This window comes from Pseudomonas entomophila, from assembly GCF_029193575.1.
In the GTDB taxonomy this organism is placed as follows: domain Bacteria; phylum Pseudomonadota; class Gammaproteobacteria; order Pseudomonadales; family Pseudomonadaceae; genus Aquipseudomonas; species Aquipseudomonas entomophila_G.
In genome coordinates this window covers 177,849-194,531 of sequence record NZ_JARGCS010000012.1, presented here as the reverse complement: position 1 = coordinate 194,531, position 16,683 = coordinate 177,849, and the positions used below count along the sequence as shown (strand labels likewise).

The window sequence follows — 16,683 nt, the reverse complement described above, 5'->3', positions numbered from 1 at the left end:
CAGGTACTTCAGTAATCATGCCAATCATAAAACCCAATAAAATCAATACCTTGATAAAAGAGAAGTCAAAATGACACAAGCAGGCGTATAGTCATTACGACCAACAGGAGTCACTATGACCGCAAAACCCCTGCTCACCGCCCTCCTTCCGCTGGTCAGCGACCTGTCCCGCGACCTGCCCGACCAGGAGCGTTACCGCCGCCTGCTGCAGGCCATGCGCGACCTGCTGCCGTGCGACGCCGCGGCGCTGCTGCGCCTGGACGGCGAATGGCTGGTGCCATTGGCGGTCGACGGCCTGTCGCCGGACACCCTGGGGCGGCGCTTCCGGGTCAGTGAGCACCCGCGCTTCCAAATCCTCCTCAGCCGCCCGCAACCGACCCGCTTCGCCAGCGACAGCGACCTGCCCGACCCTTACGACGGCCTGGTCAATGCGCCCCACGCGCAGTTGGAGGTGCACGACTGCATGGGTTGCCCACTGATGGTCGATGAGCGCCCCTGGGGCCTGGTCACGCTCGATGCGCTGGAGCCGGGGCAGTTCCAGAGCCTGGAACTGGACGCCCTGCAAGCCTTCGCCAGCCTGGCCGCCGCCACCGTCACCGTAGCCGAGCGCATCGAGAACCTGGCCTTGCGCGCCGAAGACGAACACCAGCGCGCCGAGGTGTACCGCCAGGCCAGCGGCCAGAACAAGGAACTGATCGGCCAGAGCAAGGCGCACCAGCGGTTGGTGGAGGAAATCCGCCTGGTCGGTGGCAGCGACCTGACCGTGTTGATCACCGGCGAGACCGGTGTCGGCAAGGAACTGGTCGCCCAGGCCCTGCACCGCGCCAGCGCCCGCGCCGACAAGCCGCTGATCAGCCTCAACTGCGCGGCCCTGCCCGACACCCTGGTGGAAAGCGAACTGTTCGGCCATGTGCGCGGCGCCTTCACCGGCGCCCATGGCGAACGTCGCGGCAAGTTCGAGCTGGCCAATGGCGGCACGCTGTTCCTCGACGAGGTGGGAGAATTGCCGCTGGCCGTGCAGGCCAAGCTGCTGCGCGTGCTGCAGAGCGGCCAACTGCAACGCCTGGGTTCAGACCGCGAGCACCGCGTGGACGTGCGCTTGATCGCCGCGACCAACCGCGACCTGGCCGAAGAAGTGCGCAACGGTCGCTACCGCGCCGATTTCTACCATCGCCTGAGCGTCTACCCCTTGCAGGTGCCCCCCTTGCGCGAACGCGGCCGTGACGTGCTGTTGATCGCCGGCTACTTCCTCGAACAGAACCGCTCGCGCCTGGGCCTGAACAGCCTGCGCCTGAGTGCCGACGCCCAGGCGGCGCTGCTGGCCTACGACTGGCCGGGCAATGTGCGTGAGCTGGAGCACTTGATCGGTCGTTCGGCGCTCAAGGCGCTCGGCCAGCAACCGCTGCGCCCACGCATCCTGACCTTGGCTGCGGCCGACCTCGACCTGCGCCCGGGCTTGCCCGCGCCGGTGGCGCGCGCACCGGCCCCTGTCGCGGAACTGCCGCAAGGCGGGCTGCGCGAGGCGCTGGACGATTACCAGCGCCATGTAATCGAAGCCTGCCTGACGCGGCACCAGGACAACTGGGCCGCCACCGCCCGGGAACTGGGGCTGGACCGGGCGAACCTGAGCCGGTTGGCCAAGCGCTTGGGGTTGCGCTGAATTCGCCGCCCCTCTCGCGGGGCAAGCCCGCGAGAGGGGCGACAAATCCCCAACTACGCTAAAGCCTGCCCACTCCAGGCCGATAACCCGGCATTACCCCATTTTCCAGACATACCCAAAGGTTGCCCATGGCCACGCAAAACGCCCGCGCGGACTCGCTGTCGCTGCTGCTGTTCACCCTGCGCAGCGGCAAGCTGATGGCGATCAACCTGCTCAAGGTCAGCGAGATCATCACCTGCCCGCCGCTGACCAAGCTCCCCGAGTCGCACCCCCACGTCAAAGGCGTGGCCACCCTGCGCGGCAACTCGCTGTCGGTGATCGACCTGTCCCGCGCCATCGGCGAACGCCCCCTGGCCGACCCCGACGGCGGCTGCCTGATCGTCACCGAGATCAGCCGCTCGCGCCAGGGCCTGCACGTGCAGGCGGTGAGCCGCATCGTTCATTGCCTGAGCACCGACATCAAGCCGCCGCCCTACGGTTCGGGCAACCGCTCGTACATCACCGGCGTCACCCGGGTCGACAACACCCTGGTGCAGGTGCTGGACATCGAGAAGGTCATCCACGGCATCGCCCCGCCCGCGCCAGAGCCGCACACCGGCGAGCTCAGCGAAGAAGACGCAAGCCTCCTGGCCGCCGCCAACATCCTGGTGGTGGACGACAGCCAGGTGGCCCTGCAGCAGTCGGTGCACACCCTGCGCAACCTCGGCATCGAATGCCATACCGCGCGCAGCGCCAAGGACGCGATCAACGTGCTGCTCGACCTGCAAGGCACCGCGCAGGAGATCAACATCGTGGTCTCCGACATCGAGATGTCGGAGATGGACGGCTACGCCTTCACCCGTACCGTGCGCGAGACCCCGGACTTCAAGCACCTCTACGTGCTGCTGCACACCTCGCTGGACAGCGCCATGAGCGCCGAGAAGGCCAGGCTGGCGGGCGCCAACGCGATTCTCACCAAGTTCTCCTCACCGGAATTGACCGATTGCCTGGTGGTGGCGGCGCGCGCCGTGGGGTTTGCCGAGCGCTGATTCATTCAGCGACACACTCCCAGGCTTGATGAGCAGGGTGGCTCGGGCATACTTTGCAACTTTCCGTTGAATTTTACCTGGACCCTGTATGAAATTGCTCAGCTCTCTCCTCGTCGCCTGCGCCCTGGCCAGCGGCGCCGCCCACGCCTCCAGCACCCAGGCCTGGAACGAATACCGCCAGCAGATGCTCAAGAGCTGCCTGGCCGCCAGCCAGTTCAAGGACGCCCACGCGTTGGGCAAACCAGCCGAGTTCGACGACCGGGTCGCCTACAGCGCCCTGCTGATCGAAGGCGTCTACCCGCAGAAGCACATGAAGCAGCGCACCGGCACCGAGCTGTGCCTGTACGACCGTCAGCGCCAGCAAGCCTTCGTCACCGAATGGACTGCGGGCAAGAAGTGAGCGAAAGCATTCGTTTCGCCTGCACCGGCTGCGGCAAATGCTGCACCGGTCACCATGTACCGCTGACCCTGGCCGAATCGCGCCAATGGGCGGCGTCCGGCGGCCAGGTGGTGGTGCTGATCGAAGGCTTCGTCGCCGATGGCCCGGGCATGCCCGTGGAGCAACGCGAACACGTGCTTCGCCGGTCGCAGGCGGTGGCCTGCGGCAGCGGCGAGGTGCGCGTTTCGGTGACCTTCGCCGCCTTCAACCCAGGCCGCTGCCGTAACCTCGACGCCAACGACCTGTGCACCATCTATGAAACCCGACCGCTGGTGTGCCGCATCTACCCGGCCGAGGTCAACCCGCACCTGCCCCTGCGCACCGACGCCAAGGACTGCCCGCCCGAAGCGTGGCAACAAGGCCCCGAGCTGATCCACGGGCACCTGCCAGTGGACCCGGCCCTGGCCGCGCTGATCGAAGCCTCGCGCCAGGCAGACCGCGACGACATCGGCGCCAAGGTCGCCATCTGCCAGGCCCTGGGGATGACCACCAGCGCGCTCAAAGGCAGCGGGTTCACCGCCTGGCTGCCGGACATGGCCGCCTTCGCCGCGGTGCTGGAGCAGGTGCCGGGGGATGAGGGCACGGGGTGGATGCTGCATGTGCCAGACCCTGACCTGGCGGGTAACCTGGGCGTCCATGGCCTGGTCACCACCGCAGAAGCACCGGTGTATTACGCCTATATCGGTTTTTGAAGCCATGCCGCCTGCCTGTGCTTCGACGCGTGGTGGCGACACCGGCTCCATCGGGCAGTGCATTGGCAATTTGCCACCAACCAGCGGAAACTGACACGGCTGTCAGTCTGGCGTCACCGTGGCGACCCGATTTCGGGGGTATAAACGGAGGATGCCGGTTGCTGCGCCGGGTGCAATCGCGGCGCAAGCCCGCGCCCACAGGGCCCGTGCGCGACTGAACGATCCTTTATTCCCTGGCCCATGGTGCCCGCCCTGATGCGACGTCCCTCCCGCTCCCTCGTCATTGTCGCCCTGGCGATCGTTATCCTGGCCGCCACGGCCCTGTGGCTGCGCCAGCGCCAGGACGCGCCGCCGCCGCGCGCGCAAGCCGCGGTGCCGGTGCGGGTGGTCAGCGTCGCCCAGCAGGACGTGCCGCGCTTTTCCAGCGCCATCGGCTCGGTGCTGTCGCTGCACAGCGTGGACATCCGCCCACAGGTCGAAGGCGTGCTGACCCAGGTGCTGGTCAAGGAGGGCCAATGGGTCAAGCAGGGCGACCTGCTCGCCACCCTCGACGACCGCGCCATCCGTGCCAGCCTCGACCAGGCCCGCGCTCAGCTCGGCCAGAGCCAGGCCCAGTTGCAGGTGGCCGGGGTCGACCTGAAGCGCTACCGCCTGCTCAGCACCGACGATGGCGTATCCAAGCAAACCCTCGACCAGCAGCAAGCGCTGGTGAACCAGTTGCAGGCCACGGTCAAGGGCAACCAGGCCGCCATCGCCAACGCCGAGGTGCAGTTGTCGTACACGCAGATCCGCTCGCCGGTCAGCGGTCGGGTCGGCATCCGCAACGTCGATCCCGGCAACCTGGTGCGCACCAGTGATACCCAGGGCCTGTTCAGCGTGACCCAGATCGACCCCATCGCCGTGGAATTCTCCCTGCCGCAGCAGATGCTGCCAACCTTGCAGAACCTGCTCAAGGGCGACGCCCCGGCGCTGGTCGAGGCCTACATGGACGCCGACGGCGAACGCAGCCTGCTCGGCCAGGGGCGCCTGGCGCTGATCGACAACCAGGTCTCGGCGACCACCGGCACGGTGCGGGTCAAGGCCGAGTTCGACAACCGCGACGGCCACCTGTGGCCCGGCCAACTGGTCACCGTGCGCCTGCGCACCGCCGTCGACGAAAGCGCCCTGGTGGTGCCGCCACCGGTGGTGCAGCGCAGCATCGACGGGCACTTCGTCTACCGCCTGGACGGCGACAAAGTCACCAGCGTGCCGGTCAAGGTGCTGTACCAGGACAGCACGCTGAATATCGTCGCCGGGGTCAAGGCCGGCGACCGCCTGGTGCTCGACGGCCAGTCGCGGCTCAAGCCCGGCGCGCGGGTCGAGGTGGCCGCCGATGCCCCCGCAAGCCCCGAAGTGGCCGAACGCAAGGTGCAGCCATGATAACCCGCAAAGGCGTCTCGGCCTGGTGCATCGACCACCCCATCGCCACCCTGCTGCTGACCTTCGCCCTGGTGCTCCTCGGCGCCATCGCCTTCCCGCGCCTGCCGGTCGCACCGCTGCCGGAGGCGGACTTCCCGACCATCCAGGTCACCGCCACCCTGCCCGGCGCCAGCCCCGAGACCATGGCCTCGTCGGTGGCCACACCCCTGGAGGTGCAGTTCAGCGCCATACCCGGCATGACCCAGATGACCAGCAGCAGCGCGCTGGGCTCGACCAACCTGATCCTGCAGTTCACCCTCGACAAGAACATCGACACCGCCGCCCAGGAAGTGCAGGCAGCGATCAACACCGCCACCGCGCGCCTGCCCCAGGACATGCCCAGCCCGCCGACCTGGCGCAAGGTCAACCCAGCCGACAGCCCGGTGCTGATCCTCACCGTCAGCTCCTCGCAAATGCCCGGCAACGAGCTCAGCGACTACGCCGAAACCCTGCTGGCGCGCCAGCTCAGCCAGATCGACGGAGTCGGCCTGATCAACATCACCGGGCAACTGCGCCCGGCGATCCGCGTGCAGGCCCAGCCGGAAAAACTCGCCGCCATCGGCCTGACCCTGGCCGACATCCGCCAGGCCATCCAGCAGACCAGCCTGAACCTGGCCAAGGGCGCGCTGTACGGCGAGCACAGCGTCTCGACCATCGCCGCCAACGACCAGCTGTTCCACCCCGAGGACTACGCCCGGCTGATCGTCTCCTACCGGGATGGCGCCCCCGTGCACCTGGCGGACGTCGCCAAGGTCATCCAGGGCGCCGAGAACGCCTACGTCAAGGCCTGGACCGGCGAGACGCCCGGCCTGAACCTGGTGATCTTCCGCCAGCCCGGGGCGAACATCGTCGACACCGTCGACCGGGTGATGGAGGCCCTGCCGCGCTTGCAGGAAATGCTCCCGGCCGCGGTGAACGTGTCGGTGCTCAACGACCGCACCCAGACCATCCGTGCCTCGTTGCACGAGGTGGAGCTGACCCTGATGATCGCCGTGGCGCTGGTGATCGGCGTGATGGCGCTGTTCCTGCGTCAGTGGTCGGCGACCCTGGTGGTTTCCAGCGTGCTCGCCGTGTCGCTGATCGCCAGTTGCGCCTTGATGTACGTGGCCGGTTTCAGCCTGAACAACCTGACCCTGGTGGCGATCGTCATCGCCGTGGGCTTCGTGGTGGACGACGCCATCGTCGTGGTGGAGAACATCCACCGCCACCTGGAGGCCGGCGACGACAGCCGCACGGCGGCGATCAAGGGCGCCGGCGAGATCGGCTTCACCGTGATCTCGATCAGCTTCTCGCTGATCGCCGCGTTCATCCCGCTGCTGTTCATGGGCGGCGTGGTCGGCCGGCTGTTCAAGGAGTTCGCCCTGACCGCGACCTCGACCATCCTGATCTCGGTGGTGGTCTCGCTGACCCTGGCCCCGACCCTTTGCGCCCTGTTCATGCGCCAGCCACCCAAGGAGCACCACGACGGCTTCGGCCAGCGCCTGGTGCGCGGGTACGAGAAAGGCCTGAACCTGGCCTTGGGCCACCAACGCCTGACCCTCGGCGTGTTCGGCCTGACCCTGGCGCTGGCGGTGGTCGGCTACGTGGCCATTCCCAAGGGCTTCTTCCCCTTGCAGGACACCGGTTTCATCCTCGGCACCACCGAGGCGGCGGCCGACGTTTCCTACCCCGCGATGATCGAAAAGCACCAGGCCCTGGCCAAGATCATCGAGGCCGACCCCGCCGTGCGCGCCTTCTCCCACTCGGTGGGGGTGACCGGCAGCAACCAGACCATCGCCAACGGCCGCTTCTGGATCGCCCTCAAGCCACGCGGCGAGCGCGACGTCTCGGCCAGCGAGCTGATCGATCGGCTGCGCCCCAAGCTCGCCCAGGTGCCCGGCATCGTCCTGTACATGCGCGCCGGCCAGGACATCAACCTCAGCTCCGGCCCCACCCGCACCCAGTACCAGTACGTGCTCAAGAGCAACGACGGCGTGGCCCTGAACCTGTGGACCCAGCGCCTGACCGAGCGCCTGCGGGAAAACCCGGCGTTTCGCGACCTGTCCAACGACCTGCAACTGGGCGCCAGCGTCACGCGCATCGACATCGACCGCCAGGCCGCGGCGCGCTTCGGCCTGACCACCAACGACGTCGACCAGGCGCTGTACGACGCCTTCGGCCAGCGGCAGATCAGCGAGTTCCAGACCGAGACCAACCAGTACAAGGTCATCCTCGAACTCGACGCCCGCCAGCGCGGCAAGGCCGAGAGCCTGAACTACTTCTACCTGCGCTCGCCGCTGTCCGGCGAGATGGTGCCGCTGTCGGCGCTGGCCCACGTCGCCGCGCCGAGCACCGGGCCGCTGTCGATCGCCCACGATGGCCTGTTCCCGGCGGCCAACCTGTCGTTCAACCTGGCGCCTGGCGTGGCCTTGGGCGATGCGGTGCGCCTGCTCGAACAGACCCAGCGCGAGCTGGGCATGCCCGACTCGATCGTCGGCAGTTTCCAAGGCGCGGCCCAGGCCTTCCAGAGTTCGCTGTCGAGCCAGCCGTGGCTGATCCTCGCCGCGCTGGTGGCGGTGTACATCATCCTCGGCGTGCTCTACGAGAGCTTCGTGCACCCCCTGACGATCATCTCCACCTTGCCTTCGGCCGGCCTCGGCGCGCTGATCCTGCTCTGGGCCATGGGCCAGGACTTCACCATCATGGGCCTGATCGGCGTGGTGCTGCTGATCGGCATCGTCAAGAAGAACGGCATCCTGCTCATCGACTTCGCCCTCGACGCCCAACGCACCCAGGGCCTGACGCCAGAGCAGGCGATCCACCAGGCGTGCCTGACGCGCTTCCGGCCGATCATCATGACCACCCTGGCCGCGCTGCTCGGCGCGGTGCCGCTGATGTTCGGCTTCGGCGCCGGCGCCGAGCTGCGCCAGCCGCTGGGCATCGCGGTGGTCGGCGGGCTGCTGGTGAGCCAGGCGCTGACGCTGTTCACCACGCCGGTCATATACTTGGCCCTGGAGCGCCTGTTCCACCGTCGCAAGGCCGCCCCCGTGGCCGCGACCGCCCGTTGAGACAAGACCCATGCGCGTGCTGATCATCGAAGACGAAGAGAAAACCGCCGACTACCTGCACCGCGGCCTGAGCGAGCAGGGCTTCACCGTCGACCTCGCCCGCGACGGCATCGACGGCCTGCACCTGGCCCTGGAAGGCGACTACGCGGTGATCGTGCTCGACGTGATGCTGCCGGGCCTGGACGGCTACGGCGTGCTGCGCGCCCTGCGCGCGCGCAAGCAGACCCCGGTGATCATGCTCACCGCCCGCGAGCGCGTCGAAGACCGCATCCACGGCCTGCGCGAAGGCGCCGACGACTACCTGGGCAAGCCGTTCTCGTTCCTCGAGCTGGTCGCCCGCCTGCAAGCCCTGACCCGCCGCAGCGCCAGCCACGAGCCGTTGCAGATCCAGGTCGCCGACCTGTGGATCGACCTCATGGCGCGCAAGGCCAGCCGCGCCGGGCAGCGCCTGGAGCTGACCGCCAAGGAGTTCTCGCTGCTCAGCGTGCTGGCGCGGCGCCAGGGCGAGATCCTGTCCAAGACCGCCATCGCCGAGCTGGTCTGGGACATCAACTTCGACAGCGACGCGAACGTGGTGGAGGTGGCGATCAAGCGCCTGCGCGCCAAGCTCGACGGGCCGTTCGACAACAAGCTGCTGCATACCATCCGAGGCATGGGCTATGTCCTGGAAAACCGTGCGGGCTAACTCCCTCGCCCTGCGCCTGTCGCTGCTGTTCACCCTGGTGGCGCTGGGGGTGTTCGTGCTGATCGGCAGCGCCCTGTACCGCCAGGTCGACCGCAGCCTCGACCTGCTGCCAGCGGCCGAGCTGGACGCGCGCTTCAGCGTCCTGGAGTCGACCCTCAACCGCTTCGGCACCAAGGAGCACTGGGCCAAGATCCACAACAAGCTCAACCTGCTCGGCGAGGAAGACCGGCGCATCCGCTTCTGGGTGGTGAGCAGCGACCCGGCGTTCGAGTATGGCCACCCGACCGAGCAGGTGCGCGGCTTCGCCGAAGGCCCGCAAGGCATGCGCGACCTGCGCCTGGCCGGCAGCCCCTACCCGTACAAGGTGCTGGTCAGCGAACTGCCAGCGCTGGGCGGGCGCCCGGCGCTGCGCTTTCTGATCGGCATCGACACCGAGACCTTCTGGCAGGCGCAGCACAGCCTGCTGGTGGCGATCGTCGGCCTGGCGGTGTTCGGCGTGCTGCTGGCCTCGCTGCTCAGCTACTGGGTCGCGCGCATCGGCCTCAAGCCCTTGCTGGCCCTGTCGGCCGAGGCCCAGGCCCTGGCCCCGCCGCGCCTGGATGGGCGCCTGCGCACCCACGACCTGCCGCCGGAGTTGGCGCAGTTCGCCGAGGCCTTCAACGCCGCGCTCGACCGGGTCAGCCAGGCCTACTCGCGCCTGGAGGCCTTCAACGCCGACGTCGCCCACGAACTGCGTTCGCCGCTGACCAACCTGATCGGCCAGACCCAGGTGGCGCTGACCCGCGGGCGCAGCGCCGAGCACTACTTCGAGGTGCTGCAATCGAACCTCGAGGAGCTGGAGCGCCTGCGCAGCATCATCAACGACATGCTGTTCCTGGCCAGCGCCGACCAGGGCAGCAAGGCCACCGCCCTGACCGAAGCCTCGCTGGCCGAGGAAGTGGCCACCACGCTCGACTACCTGGACTACATCCTCGAAGACGCCCAGGTCAGCGTCGAGGTCAGCGGCGATGCCCTGGCCCCCATCGAGAAGGCGCAATTGCGCCGGGCGTTGATCAACCTGCTGAACAACGCCGTGCAGCACACCGCGCCGGACCAGGTGATCCAGGTGCGCATCGACACCGACGCCGAGCAGGTCAGCATCGCCGTGAGCAACCCCGGCCCGCGCATCGCCGACGAGCACCTGGCGCTGTTGTTCGAGCGCTTCTACCGGGTGGATGCGGCGCGCAGCAACAGCGGGGGCGGTAACCATGGGTTGGGGCTAGCGATCGTCAAGGCGATCGCCCTGATGCATGGCGGCAGCGTTTTCGTGCGCAGCGAAGGTGGCGCCAACACCTTCGGCATTCGCTTGCCGAGCGGTCAAGACAGCGGTTTTGCGGCCAACGCCTGAACCCACCGCGGCACGATAATTACCTTCAACGCAATAGTGCTTATCCCGCGGGGCACTGTTTCCCGGGGTGCTCAGGCATTAACTTACGCCTGTCTCAATTAGCACTTGCCCCGCAAGAAGGTTGTTCCAAATGTCCAACAGTATGGGTGTTGCCAGCGTTTTCATTCTGTCGTCCCTGTTGTTGTCGCCCCTGGCCATGGCGGAAGAATCGCCGGCCTTCGTCGCCCGTAACGTCGCACTTGCCGAAGCGCATCAACAGGCCCAGCAGGCCTATGCATCCCAACACGGCGATACCGTGAAAGGCACGCAACAGACAGCGTCCAAAGTTTCCAAAGACGACAATGCCGACAGCTGATCGGCACGTCGTTCGCCCTGGATTTTCCCTTGGCTACGCCGCAGGCACTCTTCTGCCCGTGTGTTAGCCGTTCCAAGCCGCTGCCGATCAGCGGCTTTTTTTATGCTCGAAAAAGATCAGCCAGGTTGTTTCGTCATTCCCCAAAAGTTCACAACGTGCACCACGACAACGGTTTCACCGCACGACCACAAGGAGCTTGTTCCAGTGCTTTTCGCGTTTCGCTTCACCCCGCTGTTCGTTGCACTGAGCGCAACGATCCCGGTTGCCGCCCAGGCCGATGAAGACAAGGCTGATGGCTTCATCGACGGCACCTCCCTGAACCTGCACGTTCGCAATGCCTACTTCCACCGCAACCAGCTTGACGCCGGGGTGCGTGACAACCGCGAGTGGGGCCAGGGCGCGCTCGCCCGTTTCGAGTCGGGCTACACCCCCGGCGTGCTCGGCGTCGGTGTCGACGCCCACGGTATTCTTGGCCTGAAGCTCGACGGTGGTGGCGGCCATGCTGGCACCAGCCTGCTGCCGTATCACCAGAAGAACGCAGATGAGCTGGGCGCCGCGCCTCATGCGTTCTCCACTGCCGGTGCGGCGGTCAAGTTCAGGGCCTTCGACACCGAGCTCAAGGCCGGTGACCTGTTCCTCAGCAACCCGGTGATCGCCGGCGGCGAGACGCGCCTGCTGCCGCAGACCTTCCGCGGCGTGGCCCTGCGCAACACCCGCATCGACGGCCTGCTGCTCGAAGGCGGCCAGGTCAGCTTCACCAAGCCCTACAACCAGAGTGGGCACCGGCGCATCGACACCTACTACGGCAACCTCGCCGAGGGCGACAAGAGCCGCCACCTGAACTGGGCCGGCGCATCCTGGAGCGGCAGCGAAAGCCTCACCGCGAACCTCTACGCCGCTGAATTGAAGGACATCTGGAAGCAGTACTACGCCGACGTCGACTACCACTACGCGCTCAGCGACCTGGTCAGCCTGAACCCAGGCGCGCACTTCTATCACACCCGGGACGCCGGCCAGGCGCTGCTGGGCAAGATCGACAACAACACCTACAGCCTGCACTTCACCGTGGCTGCCGGGCACCACAGCGTCACCGCCGCCTACCAGCGGGTCAACGGCAACACGCCGTTCGACTACATCAACCTCGGCGACAGCGTGTACCTGGACAACTCGCGCATGTACTCGGACTTCAACGGGCCCAACGAGCGGTCGTGGAAGTTGCAGTACGACCATGATTTCGCCGGTCTGGGCATCCCCGGCCTGAGCACGTCGCTGTCGTATTCGCGCGGCAAGCTCGACCTGACCAAGGTCGACGCCGAAAGCGTCGGCTACGGCCACTGGTACAGCGCCGACGGCAAGGACGCCCGGCACTGGGAGCGGGACCTGGACCTGAAGTACGTGGTCCAGGCGGGGCAGTTCAAGGACCTGTCGGTGTTGCTGCGCTATGCCAGCCATCGCGGCAGCCAGGGGTACTCGGCGGTGGACAACGACAATGACGAGTTCCGCGTGATCGTCGACTACCCGGTGAACGTGTTCTAAACGGCGCAATCTCCTGTAGAGCGGCGTCGGCAGGACTGCTGTCTTAGCTGGCCGAATCACCACATTCCGTCGGACAACTGCATTAAATGTTGTCCGACAATTTCAGCTTCCTTAAAATAACGCCGCCGCGTAATAGCCCTACCCTCACGGAAAGAGGGGCTTATGCAGTAGCGAGCATGACGTTGCCCACTCGACCACCGCGCCCCATCCCGTGCAAATCGCACCCCGAGCTGATCCTCAATCTGGGCAGCTGCCTCGCCGTGCTCGCCATCGTCACCATCGTCAGCTACCTCCTGGCACGCGAGCGCGACAGCGTGGAGCAGTCGGCCATGCGCTCCTCCAGCAACATCGTGCAGTTGATCGAGAGCGACATCCTGCGCAACGTCGAACTCTACGACCAGTCGCTGCAGGGCCTGATCTGGGCGGTCGGGCACAGTGAGCTGCCGGAAGTCCCCAGCCAGTTGCGCCAGCGCCTGCTGTTCAACCAGGCCTTCGTCGACCGTCAGCGCGGTGACGTGCTGTGGCTGGACGCCCAGGGTAACGTGGTCGGCGACTCCACCAGCATCGTGCCGCGCAAGGCCAACTTCGCCGACACCGGGGTATTCCAGGCGCACCTGCGCAACCCCGACCTCGGCCTGCTGGTCGGCCCGCCGTTCAAGGCACGGCTCGGCGACCTCGACTGGTGCATCAGTTTCAGCCGTCGCATCCCCGGCCCCGACGGCGAGTTCGCCGGGCTCGCCGCCGGCGCCCTGCGGCTGTCGTACTTCAGCGAGCTGTTCCAGCGCCTGGACATCGGCGACGAAAGCAGCATCAACCTGCTCAACACCGACGGCCAGTTGCTGGCCCGCGAGCCTGGCCGACCGGGCGACTCGCTGATCGGCAGCAGCTACCGCCAGTACCCGAACTTCCAGCGCATCCTCGGCGAGCGCAGCGGCAGCTTCACCGCGCATTCCGAGCTCGCCGAGGGCGGGCGCATCTACACCTTCGCGCGGGTCAGCGACCTGCCACTGATTGTGCTGGTGATGCATTCGACCAACGAGGTGTTCGCGTCGTGGCGGCGTACGGCGCTGCTGGTCAGCGTAGCCACCGCCGTCCTGTGCATCGGCATCCTCTGGTTGACCCTGATGCTCCGCCGCGAACTGCGCCGACGCAACGACGCTGAGCAGGGCCTGGCCACCCTGGCTGCCACCGACAGCCTCACAGGCCTGGCCAACCGCCGGCGCCTGGACCAGACCCTGCGCCAGGAATGGGCGCGCGCCCAACGCAACCGCAAGCCGCTGGCGATCCTCATGGTGGACGTGGACCACTTCAAGGCGTTCAACCAGCGCCACGGCCATGCCGGTGGCGACCACGCCCTGCGCGAGGTGGCGCGGGCCATCGAGCGCTGCATCCGGCGGCCAGCGGACCTGGCGGCACGCTACGGGGGGGAGGAGTTCCAGGTGGTGTTGCCGGAGACCGAGCTGGCCGGCGCGATGCTGTTGGCGGAGCGGATTCGTGCAAGCGTCGAGGCGCTGCCACCCTTCGGCGACGATGAGCGACCGGTGACGGTGAGCGTGGGGATCGGCCTGTTTGTCCCCGGCACCCAGCATGACCTGGCCAGGGTGCTGGGTGCGGCGGACGAAGCCCTCTACCGGGCCAAGGCCAATGGCCGCAACCGGGTAGAGGAGCCAGCGGGTTAACTGCGCGCGCGCGCGGCGTCACGCAGCACTTTCACCTGGTCGTGGTTGCGTTGTACGCCTTGCAGCTGGCGTTCCACCAGGGTGTAGGTCTGGTCGCTGGCGGTGCGGCCGAGTTTGACCAGTTTCTCGCGACCGTCCTTGTAGGCTTTCAGGGCATGGTCTTCGCCGCGTTCGACTTCGTTGAGCACGGCGGCTTCATCCTTGCCGGTGACCAGCGACTTGAGGTTGACCCAGCCACGGTGCAGGTCACCGCTGAGGCTGGTGGAGGTTTCCGGGTCGCCGCCCAGGCGGCGCACTTCGCTTTGCAGCTCGGCGGCGGCGTTGGCGCATTCACCTGCGCGTTGCACGAAGAAAGCCTTGAGTTCGGGGTTCTTGACGTCACTGGCAGACTCTTTGAAGCCTTTTTCGCCGTCCTTGCTGTACTCGATCAGGTCGTTGAGCACGTCGATCACATCTTTATTGGGGTTGCTCATGGCTGAACTCCTTGGCAGGTGGGTGTCCCTACGAAGGGAGCAGGGTTTGTGCCAAGCCATGCAATAGAACTAAAAACCTTATAAATCAGATACTTACTTTAATTCAGAAAGCGAGGGGAAGCGGTGTTCTGCATGATTGCCGCTTGCAGGGTCGTGCAGATTGCAAGTGGCTGGGGTGTCATTTCGAGCCCTGTCGCGGCGCTCCGACTTGCCCGCGAAAGCGCCCGCACCGACACCCGAAATTCCGGTATCGTCCCCCCACCCACACACTCAGGCCATCTCGATGAACCCCGAATCCCTGCAACTGTTGGTCACCCGTTCTATGCCTTTCGGCAAATACCAGGGCCGGGTGATCGCCGACCTGCCCGGCGACTACCTGGCCTGGTTCGCCCGCAAGGGCTTCCCAGCCGGTGAGCTGGGCGGCCTGCTGGCCTTGATGCACGAGATCGACCACAACGGGCTGGGGGAACTGCTGGCCCCCCTGCGGCGCAAGCAACGTGGCGCCTAACCCTTGACCGGCGCCACCGCCAATTCCACCCGCTCGCCCTTCTTCACCAGCGCGTACACCACCGCCGTCAGCAGGCTCCCCGCCAGGATCGCCAGCAGGTACAGCAGTGCATGGTTGATCGCGTTGGGGATCAGCAGCACGAACAACCCACCGTGCGGCGCCATCAGCTTGCAGCCGAAGTACATCGACAGCGCACCGGCCAAGGCGCCCCCGGCGATGCTCGCCGGGATCACCCGCAACGGGTCCTTGGCGGCGAACGGGATCGCCCCTTCCGAGATGAAGCACAGCCCCAGCACCAAGGCCGCCTTGCCCGCTTCGCGCTCGCTCTGGGCGAACTTGCGCCGGGCCAGGAAGCTGGCGATGCCCAGGCCAATCGGCGGCACCATGCCGGCGGCCATGGTCGCCGCCATCGGCGCGTAGCTCGATGACGCCAACAGCCCCACCGAGAACGCATAGGCCGCCTTGTTGATCGGCCCGCCGAGGTCGACGCACATCATGCCGCCCAGCAGCAGGCCGAGCAGGATGGCGTTGGTGCTGCCCATGCTGTCGAGAAAGCGCGTGAGCCCGGCGAGCATCGCCGCCACCGGCTGGCCGACCACGTAGATCATCACCAGTCCGGTGAACAGGCTGGCCAGCAACGGGATGATCAGGATCGGCTTGAGCGCCTCCAGGCTGCTGGGCAGCCGTGCCCAGCGGGCAATGGCCTTGGCGCTGTAGCCGGCCAGAAAGCCGGCGACGATGCCGCCGATGAAGCCAGCGCCAAGGGTGCTGGCCAGCAAGCCGCCGATCATCCCGGGGGCAAGCCCTGGGCGGTCGGCGATGGACCAGGCGATATAGCCCGCCAGCAATGGAACCATCAGCTTGAACGCCGCCTCGCCACCGATCTGCATCAACGCCGCCGGCAAGGTGCCGGGCTCCTTGAACGCCTCGATGCCGAAGACGAACGACAAGGCGATCAACAGGCCGCCGGCCACCACCATCGGCAACATGAACGACACCCCGGTCAGCAGGTGCTTGTAGACCCCGGCCTTCTCGGTTTTCGGCGCATTCTGGCTGGCATTGCCGGCATGCTCCAGCGTGCCTTCGACCAGCGCCTTGTCGAGTGTGGCGCGGGCCTGCTTGAGGGCGATGCCGGTGCCGCAGCGATAAATGCGCTTGCCGGCGAAACGCGCGGTGGGCACCTCGATATCGGCGGCCAGCAGCACCACGTCGGCTTGCGCGATGGCCTCGGCCGACAGCGGGTTGCGCGCACCGACCGAGCCCTGGGTTTCCACGGTGAGCTGGTAGCCCAGGGCCACAGCCGCCTGCTGCAAAGCCTCGGCGGCCATGAAGGTGTGCGCGACACCCGTGGGGCAGGCGGTGACCGCGACGATCTTCACTACACCCGCGGGTGCGGCCTCGGCCACCACAGCGTCCAATACCTGGGCCTTGGCAGCCGCTTCGTCGAGGAAGCCCTCACGGTCAGCCAGGGCCTGGGCCGGGGTGCTCTGGTAGACGCGCTTGCCGACGAAACGCGAGAGGTCCACCGGCCCGGTGCTGACCACCAGCACCCAGTCGGCCTCGGCCACCTGCGCCGCGCTCAGGCGCCGCTCGGGGTGCTCGGCATCCCACACCTCGACACTGGTGCCCCAGCCCCGGCGCTGGGCGGCGGCGGCCAGCAGGCGCGCGCTGAGCACGCTCGATACCTGGCCGTTGGGGCAGGCGGTGACAATGGCAATGTTCATCTGCAGCCCTCT

The 16,683-nt window shown here is 66.8% G+C and carries 14 protein-coding genes; 12 read left to right on the top strand and 2 right to left on the bottom strand.

Features of this window, described 5'->3' with window-relative positions:
- The first annotated feature begins 115 nt into the window (after positions 1 to 115).
- From norR to P0Y43_RS05625, 11 genes are all read left to right on the top strand, one after another.
- The gene (gene norR, locus P0Y43_RS05675; RefSeq protein WP_275636327.1) at positions 116 to 1,660 is read left to right on the top strand and encodes a nitric oxide reductase transcriptional regulator NorR; all 1,545 of its coding nucleotides are present in this window, start codon (positions 116 to 118) and stop codon (positions 1,658 to 1,660) included.
- A 128-nt stretch (positions 1,661 to 1,788) separates the two neighbouring features.
- Entirely contained in the window at positions 1,789 to 2,688 is a 900-nt protein-coding gene (locus P0Y43_RS05670; protein WP_275636326.1) for a chemotaxis protein, read from the top strand.
- 88 nt (positions 2,689 to 2,776) lie between these two features.
- Positions 2,777 to 3,088, top strand: a complete 312-nt coding sequence (locus P0Y43_RS05665; protein WP_275636325.1) for a hypothetical protein — start codon at positions 2,777 to 2,779, stop codon at positions 3,086 to 3,088.
- Positions 3,085 to 3,819 carry a YkgJ family cysteine cluster protein gene (locus P0Y43_RS05660; RefSeq protein ID WP_275636324.1) on the top strand — a complete coding sequence of 245 codons (735 nt, stop codon included), beginning with the start codon at positions 3,085 to 3,087 and terminating at the stop codon, positions 3,817 to 3,819. The genes P0Y43_RS05665 and P0Y43_RS05660 overlap by 4 nt, the downstream gene beginning before the upstream one ends.
- 255 nt (positions 3,820 to 4,074) lie before the next feature.
- On the top strand, positions 4,075 to 5,238 hold the full coding sequence (locus tag P0Y43_RS05655) for an efflux RND transporter periplasmic adaptor subunit (RefSeq protein WP_275636323.1): 1,164 nt from the start codon (positions 4,075 to 4,077) through the stop codon (positions 5,236 to 5,238).
- Positions 5,235 to 8,324 carry a multidrug efflux RND transporter permease subunit gene (locus tag P0Y43_RS05650; protein ID WP_275636322.1) on the top strand — a complete coding sequence of 1,030 codons (3,090 nt, stop codon included), beginning with the start codon at positions 5,235 to 5,237 and terminating at the stop codon, positions 8,322 to 8,324. Before P0Y43_RS05655 ends, P0Y43_RS05650 begins: the two co-directional genes overlap by 4 nt.
- A 10-nt stretch (positions 8,325 to 8,334) precedes the next feature.
- Entirely contained in the window at positions 8,335 to 9,009 is a 675-nt protein-coding gene (locus P0Y43_RS05645; protein WP_275636321.1) for a heavy metal response regulator transcription factor, read from the top strand.
- Complete coding sequence (locus tag P0Y43_RS05640) at positions 8,984 to 10,396, top strand: heavy metal sensor histidine kinase (RefSeq protein WP_275636320.1); 1,413 nt, start codon at positions 8,984 to 8,986, stop codon at positions 10,394 to 10,396. The genes P0Y43_RS05645 and P0Y43_RS05640 overlap by 26 nt, the downstream gene beginning before the upstream one ends.
- A gap of 130 nt (positions 10,397 to 10,526) precedes the next feature.
- Positions 10,527 to 10,751, top strand: a complete 225-nt coding sequence (locus P0Y43_RS05635) for a hypothetical protein (protein ID WP_275636319.1) — start codon at positions 10,527 to 10,529, stop codon at positions 10,749 to 10,751.
- A 204-nt stretch (positions 10,752 to 10,955) separates the two neighbouring features.
- On the top strand, positions 10,956 to 12,287 hold the full coding sequence (locus tag P0Y43_RS05630) for an OprD family porin (RefSeq protein WP_275636318.1): 1,332 nt from the start codon (positions 10,956 to 10,958) through the stop codon (positions 12,285 to 12,287).
- Between the two features lie 182 nt (positions 12,288 to 12,469).
- Positions 12,470 to 13,966: a GGDEF domain-containing protein gene (locus P0Y43_RS05625; protein ID WP_275636704.1), complete on the top strand. Its 1,497-nt coding sequence runs from the start codon at positions 12,470 to 12,472 to the stop codon at positions 13,964 to 13,966.
- On the opposite strand, the gene P0Y43_RS05620 is transcribed toward P0Y43_RS05625, so the two are convergent.
- Positions 13,963 to 14,439 carry a ferritin-like domain-containing protein gene (locus tag P0Y43_RS05620; RefSeq protein WP_275636317.1) on the bottom strand — a complete coding sequence of 159 codons (477 nt, stop codon included), beginning with the start codon at positions 14,437 to 14,439 and terminating at the stop codon, positions 13,963 to 13,965. The two genes, P0Y43_RS05625 and P0Y43_RS05620, sit on opposite strands and share 4 nt — an antisense overlap.
- 283 nt (positions 14,440 to 14,722) lie before the next feature.
- Between P0Y43_RS05620 and P0Y43_RS05615 the strand changes: the two genes are divergently transcribed.
- The gene (locus P0Y43_RS05615) at positions 14,723 to 14,947 is read left to right on the top strand and encodes a DUF3820 family protein (protein WP_275636316.1); all 225 of its coding nucleotides are present in this window, start codon (positions 14,723 to 14,725) and stop codon (positions 14,945 to 14,947) included.
- Here the strand turns inward: P0Y43_RS05615 and P0Y43_RS05610 are convergent.
- Positions 14,944 to 16,671, bottom strand: a complete 1,728-nt coding sequence (locus P0Y43_RS05610) for a PTS fructose-like transporter subunit IIB (RefSeq protein ID WP_275636315.1) — start codon at positions 16,669 to 16,671, stop codon at positions 14,944 to 14,946. The two genes, P0Y43_RS05615 and P0Y43_RS05610, sit on opposite strands and share 4 nt — an antisense overlap.
- Positions 16,672 to 16,683: the final 12 nt, after the last annotated feature.

Bases quoted from the DNA above. Each gene is read 5' to 3' on its own strand.
- norR (WP_275636327.1), top strand. From the start codon at position 116: ATGACCGCAAAACCCCTGCTCACCGCCCTCCTTCCGCTGGTCAGCGAC.
- P0Y43_RS05670 (WP_275636326.1), top strand. From the start codon at position 1,789: ATGGCCACGCAAAACGCCCGCGCGGACTCGCTGTCGCTGCTGCTGTTC.
- P0Y43_RS05665 (WP_275636325.1), top strand. From the start codon at position 2,777: ATGAAATTGCTCAGCTCTCTCCTCGTCGCCTGCGCCCTGGCCAGCGGC.
- P0Y43_RS05655 (WP_275636323.1), top strand. From the start codon at position 4,075: ATGCGACGTCCCTCCCGCTCCCTCGTCATTGTCGCCCTGGCGATCGTT.
- P0Y43_RS05650 (WP_275636322.1), top strand. From the start codon at position 5,235: ATGATAACCCGCAAAGGCGTCTCGGCCTGGTGCATCGACCACCCCATC.
- P0Y43_RS05645 (WP_275636321.1), top strand. From the start codon at position 8,335: ATGCGCGTGCTGATCATCGAAGACGAAGAGAAAACCGCCGACTACCTG.
- P0Y43_RS05640 (WP_275636320.1), top strand. From the start codon at position 8,984: ATGTCCTGGAAAACCGTGCGGGCTAACTCCCTCGCCCTGCGCCTGTCG.
- P0Y43_RS05635 (WP_275636319.1), top strand. From the start codon at position 10,527: ATGTCCAACAGTATGGGTGTTGCCAGCGTTTTCATTCTGTCGTCCCTG.
- P0Y43_RS05620 (WP_275636317.1), bottom strand. From the start codon at position 14,439: ATGAGCAACCCCAATAAAGATGTGATCGACGTGCTCAACGACCTGATC.
- P0Y43_RS05615 (WP_275636316.1), top strand. From the start codon at position 14,723: ATGAACCCCGAATCCCTGCAACTGTTGGTCACCCGTTCTATGCCTTTC.
- P0Y43_RS05610 (WP_275636315.1), bottom strand. From the start codon at position 16,671: ATGAACATTGCCATTGTCACCGCCTGCCCCAACGGCCAGGTATCGAGC.